This is a genomic window from Streptomyces sp. NPDC015144 (assembly GCF_043079735.1).
Classification (GTDB): domain Bacteria; phylum Actinomycetota; class Actinomycetes; order Streptomycetales; family Streptomycetaceae; genus Streptomyces.
Genome location: NZ_JBIBUU010000017.1, coordinates 143,916 through 158,628, shown reverse-complemented (window position 1 = coordinate 158,628; position 14,713 = coordinate 143,916). Strand labels below are relative to the sequence as shown.

Here is a 14,713-nt window from a genome sequence, read left to right as displayed (position 1 = left end):
CGCCCGACGGCCGCCCATCGTCGTCGGAGGGAGCAGGTCATGGGCAACCCCGAGGGAACGCGCGTCCCCGAGGAACAGCGGCTCGGACCGGTACTGCGCCGCAGGGAACAGGTGCAGCCCGGCACCACCGACCAGCGGCTGCTGGACACCGAGGGCGACTCCGAGTGGGTCCACACCGACCCCTGGCGGGTGATGCGCATCCAGTCGGAGTTCGTCGAGGGGTTCGGCGCGCTGGCCGAACTGCCGAGCGCGATCAGCGTCTTCGGCTCGGCCCGCACCCGGCCCGACGGGCCCGAGTACGAGGCGGGCGTACGGATCGGCAAGGCCCTGGTCGAGGCCGGGTTCGCGGTGATCACCGGCGGCGGTCCGGGCGCGATGGAGGCGGCGAACAAGGGCGCGCGGGAGGCGAAGGGCGTCTCGGTCGGCCTCGGCATCGAGCTGCCCTTCGAGTCCGGCCTCAACCCGCACGTCGACATCGGCGTCAACTTCCGCTACTTCTTCGTCCGCAAGACGATGTTCGTGAAGTACGCCCAGGGGTTCGTCGTGCTGCCCGGCGGCCTCGGCACGCTGGACGAGCTCTTCGAGGCCCTCACCCTCGTCCAGACCCGCAAGGTCACCCGCTTCCCGATCGTGCTGTTCGGCACGGCGTACTGGAGCGGGCTGGTCGACTGGCTGCGGGACACGGTGGTGGCCCAGGGCAAGGCGTCCGAGCACGACCTGCTGCTGTTCCACGTCACGGACGACGTGGACGAGGCGGTCGCGCTCGTCACCAAGGAGGTCGGCCGGTAGGCGGCGCGGGGACCGTCGCGGGAGCGGCGGTCCCGGCCCCGGCGCGCTTGTCAGGCGAGGCCGCGCCGGGCGACGGCGGGCTCCCGGTGCCCGGCGATGGACGCCACCATGTCCAGCACCTGCCGGGTCTCGGCCACCTCGTGGACCCGGTAGACCTGCGCGCCCAGCCAGGCGGACACGGCCGTGGTCGCGAGCGTCCCGATGACCCGCTCCTTCACCGGCCGGTCCAGGGTCTCGCCGACGAAGTCCTTGTTGGACAGGGAGACGAGAACCGGCCATCCGGTCTCCGTCATCTCGCCGAGCCGGCGGGTCGCCTCCAGGGAGTGCCGGGTGTTCTTCCCGAAGTCGTGACCGGGGTCGATCATGATCCCGTCGGGCCGCACCCCGAGCGCCACCGCCCGCTCGGCCAGCCCCACCGTCACCCGCAGGATGTCCGCCATCACGTCGTCGTACGCGATCCGGTGCGGCCGGGTGCGCGGCTCGGCGCCGCCCGCGTGCGTGCAGACCAGACCGGCCCCGTACCGCGCGGCGACCTCCGCGAGCTTCGGGTCGACGCCGCCCCAGGCGTCGTTCAGCAGATCCGCCCCGGCCTCGCAGACCGCCTCGCCCACGTCGTGGCGCCAGGTGTCGACGCTGATCACCACGTCCGGATGGCGGCGGCGCACCTCCGCGACGAAGCCCACCGTGCGGCGCGCCTCCTCCTCGGCGGTGACCTCCTCGCCGGGGCCCGCCTTCACCCCGCCGATGTCGACGATCGCCGCACCCTCCGCGACCGCCTGCTCGACCCGGGCCAGCGCCGGTTCGTCCCGGAAGGTGGCGCCCTGGTCGTAGAAGGAGTCCGGGGTACGGTTCACGATCGCCATGATCACCGGCTCGTGCGCACCGAACTCGCGCCGCCCCAGCCTGAGCGCACCGCTTCGCATCCGGGTCTCTCCTCTGCTCCGTCGCCCGTGGGTCGCCTGTGACCCTAAGCGATCGGGGAGCGCCGCAGGGCCGGTCGCCCCGTCCGGCACCGGCTGTCGGTGCCGCATGGCACGATCGGACCCGGACAGGTTTCCGCTTCCGGGGAGATGCGCGTGTTCTGGTTCTTGCTGGTGACGATGGTCGTGGTGGTGGCCGCGGTCACCCTGGCGGTGGTCGGCGGGGGGAGAACGGCGATCCTCCAGGACGTGGCGCCCGAGCGGCTGACCGACCCGCTGCCGGAGAACCGCCCGGTCGGCCGGGCGGACCTCGACGCCCTGCGGCTCCCGGTGGCCCTGCGCGGCTACCGGATGATGGACGTCGACGTCGCGCTCGACCGGCTCGGTGCCGAACTCGCCGAGCGGGACGCGCGGATCGCGGAGCTGGAGTCCGCGCTGGCCGGTGTGCAGGCCACGGCGGTCGGCGGCCCCGGCCTCGTCGATCCCGGCCTCGTCGAGGGGACGGGGGCAGAGGCGCGCGAGCACATCCCCGAGGAGCGGCCGCTCCTCCCCGAGGACCGGCCGAGGGCCCCCTGGGAGGCGCCCGCCGAGCGGCCCCGGCCCACGGACGAGTCCGGAGAGGAGCCCCGGCGATGAGCGGCGGCACGGAGAAGGGCCCGGACGGCGCGCCGCGCTGCCCCTGGGGCCTGTCCACCGAGGACTACCTCGCGTACCACGACAGCGAGTGGGGCCGCCCCGTCCACGGCGACGACGCCCTGTTCGAACGGCTCTCCCTGGAGGCGTTCCAGTCCGGCCTCTCCTGGCTGACGATCCTGCGCCGCCGGGAGGGCTTCCGTACCGCCTTCGCGGGCTTCCGGATCGCCGAGGTCGCGGAGTTCACCGACACCGACCGGGAGCGCCTCCTCGCCGACGCGGGCATCATCCGCAACCGCGCGAAGATCGACGCGACCCTCGCCAACGCCCGGACGCTGGCCGGCTGGCGCCCCGGCGAGCTGGACGAGCTGATCTGGTCCCACGCCCCGGATCCGGCCGGCCGCCCGGCCCCGCGTTCCACGGGCGACGTCCCCGCGGTCACCACGGAGTCCACCGCCCTCGCCAAGGACCTGAAGAAGCGCGGCGTCCGCTTCGTCGGCCCCACCACGGCCTACGCCCTGATGCAGGCGTGCGGTTTGGTCGACGACCACCTCGCCGACTGCGTGGCGCGCGGCACCGGGGCGTAGGGGCGGGGCCGGGGGCTACCGGCCGAGGTACTTCGGCTTCTCCTTGCCGAGGAACGCCCGCACCGCGATCGTGTGGTCCTCGGAGGCGCCCGCCCGGGTCTGGAGCTCGTCCTCCTTCTCCAGCGCCTCGGCCAGGCCGTGGTCCGCCCCGTACGCGAGCGACGCCTTCAGCGCCGCGTAGGCCACCGTCGGCCCGTCGGCCAGGGCGCGGGCCACCGCCGCGGCCTCCGGGGCCAGCTCGGCCGCGGGCACCAGCCGGTTCACGATGCCCAGCTCGTGGGCGTCCTTCGCGGAGATCGAGCGGGGGAAGAGCAGCAGGTCGGCGGCGCGGCTCTGGCCGATCAGCCGCGGCAGCGTCCAGGAGACGCCCGAGTCCGCGGTGAGGGCCACCCCGGCGAAGGAGGTGTTGAACGACGCGGTGTCGGCGGCCACCCGGTAGTCGCAGGCGAGCGCGAAGCCGAAGCCCGCTCCGGCGGCCACCCCGTTCACCCCGGCCACGACCGGCTTCGCCATGCCGGTGATGGCCCGCACGATCGGGTTGTAGTGCTCCCGTACGGTGCTCAGCGCGTTGCCGCCGCCCGCCTCCCGGGTGCGTTCCAACGTGGCGACGTGCTCCTTCAGGTCCTGACCGACGCAGAACGCCCGCCCGGTCGCGGTGAGCAGCACGGCCCGTACGGCGGTGTCGGCGGCCACGGCCTCCAGCGCGTCCCGCAGAGCCTCCTTGGCCGCGGTGTTCATGGCGTTCATCGCATCGGGGCGGTTGATCGTGATCGTCGCCAGTCCGTCGCTCACTTCGCAGAGCACGCTGTCCGCCATGTGGTCGGCCATTTCGTCGTCCCTTCGCACCTGGGCCATGCCTGTCCAGGCAAGCATGGCCGACTCCGGCGACGGCCGACATGTGACCTGCGTCTAATATTCGCGCCCCGTCGTGGGGGTGCGAGGGCCGGAGTATCGCAGGCCGATCGCCGAATTGGGTGGTTTTGCGAGAGCGCGTTGCACAAGAGATGCAGACCGATGTTGGTCATTGGGGTCGATGATGCGGGATAATGGCCTGGAAGCAATGTGTTCGATGCCGGTGACACAGCGCCTTTCATTGGGGCCGCCGGTTGCAATGAGCTGGTTTCAGGAAGGGGAACGAGCATGGCGGCCATGAAGCCGCGGACGGGCGACGGCCCGCTCGAGGTGACAAAGGAGGGGCGGGGCATCGTCATGCGAGTTCCGCTCGAAGGCGGCGGTCGGCTTGTCGTGGAGCTGACGCCGGACGAGGCCGATGCGCTCGGCGACGCTCTCAAGAAGGTCGTCGGCTGAACCCAGGAGCCCAGACTTCCGCCACTGCCCCGGTACGTCGTCCGTACCGGGGCAGTGGCATGTTCGAAGCAGTCCGTATCCGCCGGGGCCGGGCTCAGCCCCGGCGCACCGCGCACAGCAGCCCGTCGCCCACCGGCAGCAGCGTCGCCATCAGCTCCTGGCTCTCCCGCGCCGCGCGCAGCAGCTCCCGCACCCGCAGCACCTCGGCGGGCTGCGCCGCCGAGTCGACCGTCCGGCCGTCCGCGAACATGCCCTCGAAGCAGACCAGGCCGCCGGGGCGCAGCAGGCGCAACGATTCAGCGAGGTATTCGAGGGTCTCCAGCCGGTCGCCGTCGCAGAACACGAGGTCGTAGCCGCCGTCGGCGAGGCGCGGCAGCACGTCCAGGGCGCGGCCCGGGATGAACCGGGCCCGGTTGGCGGCGTAGCCCGCGGCCCGGAACGCCTCGCGGGCGAACTGCTGGCGCTCGGGCTCCGGGTCGACCGTGGTCAGCACGCCGTCCGGCCGCATCCCGGCCAGCAGGTAGAGCCCGGACACGCCCGTGCCGGTGCCGATCTCGGCCACCGCTTTGGCGTCCGTCGTACCGGCGAGCAGACGCAGCGCGGCGCCGGTACCTGGCGACACCGGGCGGAGCCCCGTCTCGTGGGCCCGGTCGCGGGCCCAGAGCAGTGGTTCGTCCTCGGCGACAAAGGCGTCGGCGAACGCCCAGCTCGTCTGCCGGTTGGCGGTAATGACCCTCTCCTGTCCCCTTAGTTGGCGCAACGGTGACTGTATCCGCTGTGCCCGGGAACCCGCAGATGGGACCGGGCGTTATGCAGGGGCGGGGGAAAGCCCGTGGAAACGGCCCGTGGATCGGGTCGGCTTTCCGCGGGCCGGCGGTTCCCGGGGTGACCCCCGGCCCCAGCAGGAATAAGGCTTATCCGGAGCTAACGGGCGAGGTCGCTATGGTAGGGGCTCCACTGGACACCACCAGAGCCGATAGGGGAGGTGCGGCTGCGCCTGTGGATCGGGGAGGAGTGCTGCGGCGCTTTCTCAGGTCGGCGGGTGAGCCGAAATCCGTGACCAACATCGCTGACCGTTCTTCCAACGACTCCGCAACGACCGCGACCTTCGCCTCCGACGCGGAATCCCAGGCGTGGACACCGCCCTCTTGGGAAGAGATCGTCAGCACGCACAGCGGCCGGGTCTACCGCCTCGCCTACCGGCTGACGGGCAACCAGCACGACGCGGAGGACCTCACGCAGGAGGTCTTCGTCCGGGTGTTCAGGTCCTTGTCGACCTACACGCCGGGCACGTTCGAGGGCTGGCTGCACCGCATCACGACCAACCTGTTCCTGGACATGGTCCGCCGCAAGCAGCGGATCCGGTTCGACTCCCTCGGTGACGACGCCGCCGAGCGGCTGCCGAGCCGTGAGCCCTCCCCGCAGCAGGTCTTCAACGACACCCACTTCGACGCGGACGTGCAGCAGGCGCTGGACACCCTCGCGCCCGAGTTCCGGGCCGCCGTCGTGCTCTGCGACATCGAGGGCCTCTCGTACGAGGAGATCGCCGCGACGCTGGGCGTGAAGCTCGGCACCGTGCGCAGCCGCATCCACCGCGGGCGCTCGCATCTGCGCAAGGCCCTGCGGCACCGTTCGCCCGAGGCCCGCGCCGAGCAGCGCTCGCTGGCGGGCGCGGTCCTGGCGGGGGAGGGCGGAACGGCGTGAGTGGCACAGGTCCGACCCCCGCGGAACAGCATCTGGGGGACCGTCTCGCCGCGCTGGTCGACGGCGAGCTGAAGCACGATGCCCGGGAGCGGGTCCTCGCCCACCTCGCGACCTGCGCCAAGTGCAAGGCGGAGGCCGCGGCGCAGCGGCGCCTCAAGAACGTCTTCGCCCAGTCCGCCCCGCCGTCGCCGTCCGAGGGCTTCCTCGCCCGGCTGCAGGGCCTTCCCGGTGGACCGGGAGGTGACGACGGCGGGCCGGGCAGACCATTCGGCGGCTCCGGACGGATCGCCGACGGATTCTTCCCCGTGACCCGGCCGTCCGGCAGCCGCCCCGACGCACCGGTGGACGGGCCGCTCGGCGGCTTCGGCTACCTTCCGGTTCCGCACGGCTCGTCCGCCGTGCTGCCGGCCGCCCCCGCCCGTTCCGGCTTCCGTATCCACGAGGTGGGGCGGGAGGGTGAGCGGTCGCCCTGGCGCGGCCGGAGGTTCGCCTTCGCGGCGGCGAGCGCCGTCTCGCTGGCCGCGATCGCCCTCGGCGGCGCGCTGCCCTCGGGGTCCGGTACGAGCACGTCCGCGCGCGCGGCGGGCGGCGGGAACGCGGTGACTCCGCTCGACTCCACGCTCAGGGGCGAGAAGACCGGCTCGGTCAGCCGCCGCAACAGCGGTGGTCAGGGCCTGCTCAGGGTGCGCGAATCGGGCGGCGGCCCGTCCGTCGCGGCCCCGTCCGGTGCGCCGGACGCCGCCACCGCGGTGCGGCCCGTCACCGCCGTCACCCCGGCGGTGCTCTCCGGCGAGAGCCTCGCGGGCTCCCCGTTCACCACGGGGATGCTGAACAGCGTGCCCGCGCCGCCGCTGATACGTCCGACCACTACCACCCCGCTCTTCGCCGAGGTCTTCGGGCGGCTGGCCGCCCGGCCCTCGGCGTCCGCCGCGCCGCAGCCGGGGGCGCAGCCGTCGGATTCGGCCCTGCCCACCCCCGCCGAACTCCGCCTGCCGCTCTCCGCCCGGCGCTGACGGGGTCTGCGCAAGCATTCGCAAACCTGGTTGAATTCCGGGAGCAGTTCCGGGAGGACGCTCCCTGGTGGGGCGTGCACAGGCCAGTCGCGGCAGTTGCGGGGAGAGCATGGAAGACGGCAAGTCCACCGGCCCGAAGGCGAAGTGGTGGAGCAGGCCCACGCCGGTGGGCGCCACCCGCACCGCGTCGGACGAGCCGCCCGCCCCCGCGGAGACACCGCCCCCGGCCGACGTACCGGCCCCGCCGCCGGCCGACGCGCCCCCGGCGCTGTCCGACGTACCGGCGGCCCGGCCGGTGAAGCCGCTGCACGAGCCCGACGAGTACAGCACCCCGCCCTACGGCGGCCCCGGCCCCTGGGCCCCCGCGCCTCCCGTGCAGCGGCCGGTCCCCACCCCGGCGCACGGCACCCCCGTACCCCCGCAGTACCCGGGGACGAACGGCGCGGGCATCCCCGTACCGCCATCGGCCGCGCCGCCCGTTCCGGTTCCGCCGGTGCCGGCTTCCGTCCCCGGGCCGCAGCCCCAGCAGCCGCAGCCGGGGCCCGCGCAGTGGCTCCAGTACGACCCCTGGGGCGCCCCCGGGCAGCCGCTCACCAACCCGGGCCCGCCGTCCGGGGCGGGGGCCGGCCGGAAGAAGGGCCGCGGCGGCTCCCTGCTGGTCGGCGGGCTGCTGCTCGCCCTGGTGGCGGGTGGCATCGGCGGCGGCATCGGCGCCTACATCGAGCGCAACGGCGGCCTCACCCGGGTCGAACTCCCGCAGGCGTCCCGGGACACCGGCGGCCGCGCCCCCGACAGCGTCGCCGGAATCGCCGCCAGCGCCCTGCCCAGCGTGGTCACCCTGCACGTCAGCGGCTCCACCGAGTCCGGCACCGGCACCGGCTTCGTCCTGGACTCCTCGGGCCACATCCTCACCAACAACCATGTCGTGGCCCCGGCCGGCCGGGGCGGCCGGATCACCGTCACGTTCAGCGGCGGGGAGACCGCGCGCGGCGAGGTCGTCGGCAAGGACAGCGGCTACGACCTGGCGGTGGTCAAGGTCAGCGGGGTCTCCGGCCTCAAGCCGCTGCCGCTGGGCAACTCCGACAACGTGCGGGTCGGCGACCCGGTGGTGGCCATCGGCGCCCCCTTCGACCTGTCCAACACCGTCACCTCCGGCATCATCAGCGCCAAGGACCGGCCGATCACCGCGGGCGGCGAGAAGGGCGACGGCAGCGACATCAGCTATGTCGACGCGCTCCAGACCGACGCGCCGATCAACCCGGGCAACTCCGGCGGTCCGCTGGTCGACGCCGCCGCCCATGTCATCGGCATCAACAGCGCCATCCGGGCCGCCGACAGCAGCGCGTCCGAGGAGGGCGGCCAGGCGGGCTCCATCGGTCTCGGCTTCGCGATACCGATCAACCAGGGCAAGCGGGTCGCCGAGGAGCTGATCAACACCGGGAAGGCCACCCACCCGGTGATAGGCGTCACGCTCGACATGAAGTACGCCGGGGACGGCGCCAGGGTCGGTGCCAAGGGTGCGGGCGGGACGCCCGCGGTGACGCCGGGCGGCCCCGGGGCCAAGGCCGGGATCAGGCCCGGGGACGTCATCACCGAGGTCGGCGGCCGGCGGGTGCACAGCGGCGAGGAACTGATCGTGAAGATCCGGGCGCACCGCCCCGGCGACCGTCTGGAGCTGAAGCTGACCCGTGGTGGTAAAGACCTGTCCATCTCTTTGACACTCGGCTCCGCCAGCGGAACGTGACGGGTCCGGCGCGCTACCGCGTGGGCGGTTTCGACGGGTACCGTGGCCCGAGTCCGGACCTCGACCGACAAGGTCTCGGAGGAGAACACAGGGAGCAACAGGGTGTTCAATGACATAGGCGTACTGGAGCTGGTGACCATCGCGGTTCTGGGCATGCTGATCTTCGGCCCGGACAAGCTGCCGAAGGTCATCCAGGACGCCTCGCGCTTCATCCGCAAGGTCCGTGAGTTCTCCGAGAACGCCAAGCAGGACATCCGCACGGAGCTGGGGCCGGAGTTCAAGGACTTCGAGTTCGAGGACCTCAACCCCAAGACGTTCGTCCGCAAGCAGCTCATGGAGGGCGGCGACGACCTGGGGCTGAAGGAGATCCGCGAGAGCTTCGACCTCCGCAAGGACCTGAGCGAGGTCGCCGACGCGGTGAACGGCCGGGAGGTGGAGTCCGCCGACTCCCGCAGCAGCGTGTCCGGCGCTTCGGCGATCACCGCCGCCAACGGCTCCGCCGGCGCTCCCGACCTGCTCAAGAAGCGTGACCAGCCGGGCAAGGACGACCGTCCGCCGTTCGACGCCGACGCCACCTGACCCCCTGCCAATCCCGGCTCGTCCGGAGGCTATGGCTATTCTCCATCTGTCCGGTTGTGAGTACGCCCGCCGGGGGGCGGGCCGTTCCGGACCCAACGGATCGAGGAGGCGGCCGGGCAGATGGAGACGACGAGTCGGGTGGGCGCGGAAACCGCGCCGGACACAACCACCGCGGAAGACCCGCAGGGCACGGCCACCGCGGACGGAGTGTCGGCCGCCCGGCGTACGGTCGTCGACGGCTTCCTCGCGGCGACGTTCCCCTGGTACGGGCTGGACGCGGCCTTCACCGGCCCGCGCCGGCTGATGCAGGTGGGCACCGCCGCGGACGGCACGGTGCAGCACGGTTCCATCGGTCACGGCGACGAGCTGTCGGTCCGGGAGGCGGGCGCCGAGAAGCAGCGGTTCGCGGTCGTGGTGTCGATGGCCAGCAGCCCGGTGCGGCACAGCGGCGACGGTACGGGGGTGCTGGACGCGACCACGGTGTCGTCCGCGGCCTGGCTGGCCGGTTCCGGCCTGCTCGCCTGCACCTGGCCCGCCCAGATGGACCACGCGCTGCGCGACGACTGGCTCGACCAGCAGACGGAGACGGCGTTCGAGCTCGCCGACGACCTGGACGGACCCGCCTGGTCGGCCCTGTCGCTGCCGGTGGACGGCGTCCCGGTGCACTTCCACTACCGCGAGTCCGAGTACGGCTGGGTGCTGGCGGGCTCCACGCCCGAGGGCGTCCACCTCGGGGCGTACGGGCGCGGGATGAGCGCGTACGGGCTGGGCTTCTCGGTGATCGAGGACATCGGGACGTACGCCTGAAGCCGCGCGAAGCGGCTCGAAGAGGTTCGGAACGGGGGCGGGGGGGGGGGGGGGGGGGGGGGGGGGCCCCCCCCCCCCCCCCCCCCCCCCCGTTCGCTCAGAACTTGTTGCGCGGGGTGATGCCCAGCGACATGCCCGACAGGCCGCGCTGACGGCCGCCCAGCTTGTCCGCGATGGTGCGCAGCGCCTTGCCGGCGGGGGAGTCCGGGTCGGAGAGCACGACCGGCCGGCCCTCGTCGCCGCCCTCGCGCAGCCGTACGTCGATCGGGATGGAACCCAGCACCGGCACCTCCGCGCCGACCGTCTTCGTCAGCCCCTCGGCGACCTTCCGGCCACCGCCGGTGCCGAACACGTCGACCATCTCGTCGCAGTGCGGGCAGGGCATGCCCGACATGTTCTCGACGACGCCGACGATCTTCTGGTGGGTCTGCACCGCGATCGAACCGGCCCGCTCGGCGACCTCGGCCGCCGCCTGCTGCGGGGTCGTGACGACCAGGATCTCGGCGTTCGGCACGAGCTGCGCCACGGAGATCGCGATGTCGCCGGTGCCCGGCGGCAGGTCGAGCAGCAGCACGTCCAGGTCGCCCCAGTACACATCGGCGAGGAACTGCTGGAGCGCGCGGTGGAGCATCGGCCCGCGCCAGACCACCGGGGCGTTGCCCGGGGTGAACATGCCGATGGAGATGACCTTCACGCCGTTCGCCGACGGCGGCATGATCATGTTCTCGACCTGGGTCGGCTTGCCGTCCGCGCCGAGCATCCGGGGCACGCTGTGGCCGTAGATGTCCGCGTCCACGACGCCGACCTTGAGGCCGTCGGCGGCCATCGCGGCCGCCAGGTTGACGGTCACGGACGACTTGCCGACGCCGCCCTTGCCGGAGGCGACGGCGTAGACGCGGGTCAGGGAGCCGGGCTTGGCGAACGGCACCTCGCGCTCCGCCGTACCGCCGCGCAGCGAGGCTGCCAGTTCCTTGCGCTGCTCGTCGCTCATCACGTCGAGCGTGACGTCGACCCGCGAGACGCCCTCGACGCGGGCGACCGCGTCCGTCACGTTCTTGGTGATCGTCTCGCGCATCGGGCAGCCGGAGACCGTGAGATAGACCGTGACAGCGACTGCACCGTCAGCGTCGATCTCGACCGATTTCACCATGCCGAGTTCGGTGATCGGGCGGTGGATCTCCGGGTCGTTCACTGTCGCCAGTGCCTCAAGCACCGCGTCTTCCGTAGCCATACCTCGATAGTACGGGGGCGCGCGGCGCTGGTTGCTACGCGCGAGTAGCGGCTGTCAGCGGTCTTCGTCACTCTCGGCCCGGAACAGTTCCCTCCGGTCGTCCAGGTCCCGCACCAGGTCCTCCAGCTCGGAGCGGATCCAGTCGCGGGTGGCGACCTCGCCGAGCCCGATCCGCAGCGCCGCGATCTCCCGGGTGAGGTACTCGGTGTCCGCGATGGAGCGCTCGTTCTGCTTGCGTTCCTGCTCGTGGGTGACGCGGTCGCGGTCGTCCTGCCGGTTCTGCGCGAGCAGGATCAGCGGGGCGGCGTAGGACGCCTGGAGCGACAGCATCAGTGTCAGGAAGATGAAGGGGTACGGGTCGAACCGCCAGTCCTGCGGTGCGAAGACGTTCCAGACGAGCCACGCGATGATGAACAGCGTCATCCAGGCGATGAAGCGCCACGTTCCCAGGAAGCGGGCGATCCGCTCGGAGAACCTGCCGAACGTCTCCGCGTCGTACTCCGGGACCAGCCGCCGCTTGGGGAGCTTCGGCTGGTCGAGGCGGGTGCGGGGCGGACGCACGACGCCCGAGGCCCCCGTGGACGCGGGCTTCCCGCGGTCCTCACCGGCCATGGGGGGCCTCCGCGTGGAAGTCGGTCTCCCGCCAGTCGTCGGGCAGCAGGTGGTCGAGCACGTCGTCGACCGTCACCGCGCCGAGCAGCGACCCGCTCTCGTCCACCACGGGCACCGAGACCAGGTTGTACGCGGCCAGATAGCTCGTCACGGCGGGCAGCGGGGTGTCCGGGCCGAGCGGGACGAGATCGCTGTCCACCACCGAGCTGACCAGGGTGTACGGCGGGTCGCGCAGCAGCCGCTGGAAGTGGACGGTGCCCAGGTATCTGCCGGTCGGCGTCTCGTCCGGCGAGCGGCACACGTACACCTGGGCGGCGAGCGCGGGGGAGAGGTCGGCCTGCCGGACCCGGGCCAGCGCGTCGGCCACCGTCGCGTCCGGCCGCAGGATGACCGGCTCCGTGGTCATCAGGCCGCCCGCCGTCCGCTCCTCGTACGACATCAGGCGCCGTACGTCGGCCGCGTCGTCCGGGCGCATCAGGGTCAGCAGCCGTTCCTTGTCCTCCTCGGGCAGCTCGGACAGCAGGTCGGCCGCGTCGTCCGGGTCCATCGCCTCCAGGACGTCGGCGGCGCGCTCCTCCTGGAGCTTGCTGATGATCTCCACCTGGTCGTCCCCGGGCAGCTCCTCCAGGACGTCGGCGAGCCGGTCGTCGTCGAGCGCGGCGGCGACCTCGGCCCGCCGCTTGGGCGACAGGTGGTGCAGCGCGTTGGCCACGTCGGTCGGGCGCAGCTGTTCGAAGGTGGCGACCAGGGACTCCGCGCCCTGCCCCTCCTCCTCCAGGGAGAACCCGCGCACCGCCGACCACTCGACCGTCAGGGTCTCGCCCTTGCGGCGCAGCGCCCCGCCCTTGCCCTTGCGCACGAAGTACTTGTCGATCTCCCAGTCGCGGCGGGCCGGGAGCTGCTGGATGGAGACGTCCAGGACGGTGACCTCCTCGCCGGTCTCGACCAGGCGGACCCGCCGGTCGAGGAAGTCGCCCAGCACCAGGCGTTCGGTGGGCCTGCGTTCGAAGCGCCGCATGTTGACCACGCCGGTGGTGATGACCTGGCCGGACTCGATGCCGGTGACCCGGGTCATCGGGAGGAAGATCCGGCGGCGGCTGAGCACCTCGACGACGAGGCCCAGCAGCCGGGGCGGCCGACCGCCGACCCGGAGCATCGCGACCAGGTCGCGGACGCGTCCCACCTGTTCGCCGTTGGGGTCGAAGACCGGGACGCCGGCGAGGTGGGAGACGAAGACCCGGGGGGTGCCTGCCGCCATCGCGCGCCTCCTTCCTCCGTACGGGACGTCACCGGTCAGTCCGATTGGATGTTGAATAGACCGTTATGACGTGATCAGGCTAGCCCGTACCGCTCCGGGGTGCCCCGGCGAGCGGTCCGTCCGGCTCCCTGCCGAACGGGCCGGGCGGCCCGGGTACGCTGCCGTCAGCCACCCCCCGCGATGCAGCTGAGAGGCAGTGCACCTGTGACCTCCTCCGTTCCGCCCGTCCGGGCCCGACACCGGACCGCCCTGGCCGTTCTGCTCTGCGCCGGGCTGGCCACCGTCGCCACGGCGTGCGGCGAGGACCCGGACGAGGGGACCAACGGCGTCGGCAAGCTGACCGCCGCGCAGATCGAGAAGAAGACGCAGTCCGCGGCGAACGCCGCCGACACGGTGCGGCTGGCCGGGACGCTGGTCAGCAAGGGCGGTACGTACAAGCTGAACATGCGGCTCAAGGCCGAGGGCGGCACCGGCTCCGTGGTGTCCAAGGACAGCAGGTTCGAGCTGCTGCGGATCGGCGACGAGCTCTATCTGAAGGCGGACTCGGGGTTCTGGAACCACGACGAGAAGTCCGGCGCCGACAGCGAGGCGGGCGGCGCGGCGGCGGACAAGCTGCGGAACAAGTACGTCAAGGTCCCCGAGGGCGACCCCGTCTACCAGCAACTGCGGGGCTTCACCGACAAGAAGACCCTGCTCGACGGCCTGCTCGGCCTGCACGGCACCCTCAACAAGGGCGACCGGGACACGGTCGGCGGCACCCGGACCGTCCAGATCATGGGCGGCGCGGGCGAGGGCGGCACGCTCGACGTCTCACTGGAGGGCACCGCGTACCCGCTGCGCTTCGCGCGCGGCGGCGAGGCGGGGACCGTCACCTTCGCGGACTGGGGCAAGGACTTCCCGCTGGAGGCCCCGTCCGAGGTGGACACGGTCGACTACGGCAAGCAGCTGCCCCGTACGGGGTCCTGAACGGGCGGCGCTCAGCCCTTGAGGCCGCGCTTCAGCAGGCGGGGCAGCCCGGCCGGCACCGGCCGCCGGGTGGTGGCGGGCGTCGGCAGCGGGGCGGCGGCCAGCGAGCCGTCCGGCAGACCGGTGCGGACCTCGCCCGGCGTCAGCCGCAGCACCCGGCACTCGCGGGCCCAGCGCTCCGTCATCGTCTCCGCGTCCGGCGCGTTCAGCCGCTTGCCCTTGAGCTCGCCGACCGCCGCCTCCCACGCGGGCGATCCGGGTGCGAGTTCGGCGACGGCGGCCGTCCAGGCGACCAGTCGACCGCCCTTGTCCTTGCTGCGCACGGTCACCTCGGCGGTGGAGCCGTCGGTGAGCCCGGCGGGCAGCGGCTGTTCGCCGGGGCCGTCCCCGACCAGATGCACCGCCCCCTCGTGCCACACGTGCCACACCGCCCGTGCGGGACCGGTGCCCCGCACCCAGACGAGGCCGGACTTCTTGGTGGCCTCCTCGACGAGGGCCCGGGCCAGCGGCGTATCGGCGGCAGCAGCAGTCATGCCCGCACTCTAAGGGACCGGGCGGCAGG

Annotated in this window: 17 protein-coding genes; 10 read left to right on the top strand and 7 right to left on the bottom strand. The window is 72.7% G+C overall.

Annotated elements, in window-relative coordinates; all coding sequences use genetic code 11:
- Positions 1–39 precede the first annotated feature (39 nt).
- The gene (locus tag ACF08W_RS26430) at positions 40–789 is read left to right on the top strand and encodes a TIGR00730 family Rossman fold protein (RefSeq protein ID WP_352278249.1); all 750 of its coding nucleotides are present in this window, start codon (positions 40–42) and stop codon (positions 787–789) included.
- 50 nt (positions 790–839) lie between these two features.
- Here ACF08W_RS26430 and folP read toward each other — a convergent pair whose 3' ends face one another.
- Complete coding sequence (folP, locus tag ACF08W_RS26425) at positions 840–1,712, bottom strand: dihydropteroate synthase (protein ID WP_352278251.1); 873 nt, start codon at positions 1,710–1,712, stop codon at positions 840–842.
- Positions 1,713–1,859: 147 nt separating this feature from the next.
- Between folP and ACF08W_RS26420 the strand changes: the two genes are divergently transcribed.
- Both ACF08W_RS26420 and ACF08W_RS26415 read left to right on the top strand, forming a co-directional pair.
- On the top strand, positions 1,860–2,345 hold the full coding sequence (locus ACF08W_RS26420; RefSeq protein WP_385214053.1) for a cell division protein DivIVA: 486 nt from the start codon (positions 1,860–1,862) through the stop codon (positions 2,343–2,345).
- The gene (locus tag ACF08W_RS26415) at positions 2,342–2,929 is read left to right on the top strand and encodes a DNA-3-methyladenine glycosylase I (protein WP_392280732.1); all 588 of its coding nucleotides are present in this window, start codon (positions 2,342–2,344) and stop codon (positions 2,927–2,929) included. The genes ACF08W_RS26420 and ACF08W_RS26415 overlap by 4 nt, the downstream gene beginning before the upstream one ends.
- 15 nt (positions 2,930–2,944) lie before the next feature.
- Here ACF08W_RS26415 and ACF08W_RS26410 read toward each other — a convergent pair whose 3' ends face one another.
- Entirely contained in the window at positions 2,945–3,757 is an 813-nt protein-coding gene (locus tag ACF08W_RS26410; RefSeq protein WP_385214520.1) for an enoyl-CoA hydratase/isomerase family protein, read from the bottom strand.
- A gap of 312 nt (positions 3,758–4,069) precedes the next feature.
- Here ACF08W_RS26410 and ACF08W_RS26405 point away from each other — a divergent pair, with 312 nt between their 5' ends.
- Positions 4,070–4,237: a DUF3117 domain-containing protein gene (locus ACF08W_RS26405; RefSeq protein ID WP_003966491.1), complete on the top strand. Its 168-nt coding sequence runs from the start codon at positions 4,070–4,072 to the stop codon at positions 4,235–4,237.
- 94 nt (positions 4,238–4,331) lie between these two features.
- Here ACF08W_RS26405 and ACF08W_RS26400 read toward each other — a convergent pair whose 3' ends face one another.
- Positions 4,332–4,997 (bottom strand): O-methyltransferase, encoded by a 666-nt coding sequence (locus ACF08W_RS26400; RefSeq protein WP_352278256.1) that lies wholly within the window; start codon positions 4,995–4,997, stop codon positions 4,332–4,334.
- Between the two features lie 182 nt (positions 4,998–5,179).
- Between ACF08W_RS26400 and sigE the strand changes: the two genes are divergently transcribed.
- From sigE to ACF08W_RS26375, 5 genes are all read left to right on the top strand, one after another.
- Positions 5,180–5,941, top strand: a complete 762-nt coding sequence (sigE, locus tag ACF08W_RS26395; protein WP_352278258.1) for an RNA polymerase sigma factor SigE — start codon at positions 5,180–5,182, stop codon at positions 5,939–5,941.
- Positions 5,938–6,954, top strand: a complete 1,017-nt coding sequence (locus ACF08W_RS26390; protein WP_392280731.1) for a zf-HC2 domain-containing protein — start codon at positions 5,938–5,940, stop codon at positions 6,952–6,954. Before sigE ends, ACF08W_RS26390 begins: the two co-directional genes overlap by 4 nt.
- A 109-nt stretch (positions 6,955–7,063) precedes the next feature.
- On the top strand, positions 7,064–8,698 hold the full coding sequence (locus ACF08W_RS26385) for a S1C family serine protease (protein ID WP_392280730.1): 1,635 nt from the start codon (positions 7,064–7,066) through the stop codon (positions 8,696–8,698).
- Positions 8,699–8,800: 102 nt separating this feature from the next.
- The gene (locus ACF08W_RS26380; protein ID WP_385214040.1) at positions 8,801–9,277 is read left to right on the top strand and encodes a sec-independent translocase; all 477 of its coding nucleotides are present in this window, start codon (positions 8,801–8,803) and stop codon (positions 9,275–9,277) included.
- A gap of 120 nt (positions 9,278–9,397) precedes the next feature.
- A complete protein-coding gene (locus tag ACF08W_RS26375) occupies positions 9,398–10,084 on the top strand; it encodes a hypothetical protein (protein WP_392280729.1) in 687 nt (228 codons plus the stop codon).
- 97 nt (positions 10,085–10,181) lie between these two features.
- Here the strand turns inward: ACF08W_RS26375 and ACF08W_RS26370 are convergent, their stop codons facing one another.
- From ACF08W_RS26370 to ACF08W_RS26360, 3 genes are read right to left on the bottom strand one after another with little or no spacing between them, the layout of a single operon-like run.
- Complete coding sequence (locus ACF08W_RS26370; protein WP_385214037.1) at positions 10,182–11,315, bottom strand: Mrp/NBP35 family ATP-binding protein; 1,134 nt, start codon at positions 11,313–11,315, stop codon at positions 10,182–10,184.
- Positions 11,316–11,369: 54 nt separating this feature from the next.
- Positions 11,370–11,927 carry a DUF1003 domain-containing protein gene (locus ACF08W_RS26365; RefSeq protein WP_352278268.1) on the bottom strand — a complete coding sequence of 186 codons (558 nt, stop codon included), beginning with the start codon at positions 11,925–11,927 and terminating at the stop codon, positions 11,370–11,372.
- The gene (locus ACF08W_RS26360) at positions 11,917–13,185 is read right to left on the bottom strand and encodes a magnesium transporter MgtE N-terminal domain-containing protein (protein WP_392280728.1); all 1,269 of its coding nucleotides are present in this window, start codon (positions 13,183–13,185) and stop codon (positions 11,917–11,919) included. Before ACF08W_RS26360 ends, ACF08W_RS26365 begins: the two co-directional genes overlap by 11 nt.
- 204 nt (positions 13,186–13,389) lie before the next feature.
- On the opposite strand from ACF08W_RS26360, the gene ACF08W_RS26355 reads away from it, so the two are divergent.
- The gene (locus ACF08W_RS26355) at positions 13,390–14,151 is read left to right on the top strand and encodes a hypothetical protein (protein WP_385214034.1); all 762 of its coding nucleotides are present in this window, start codon (positions 13,390–13,392) and stop codon (positions 14,149–14,151) included.
- 11 nt (positions 14,152–14,162) lie between these two features.
- Here the strand turns inward: ACF08W_RS26355 and ACF08W_RS26350 are convergent, their stop codons facing one another.
- Positions 14,163–14,684, bottom strand: coding sequence for a hypothetical protein (locus ACF08W_RS26350; RefSeq protein ID WP_392280727.1), 522 nt, complete (start codon positions 14,682–14,684; stop codon positions 14,163–14,165).
- Between the last annotated feature and the right edge of the window lie 29 nt (positions 14,685–14,713).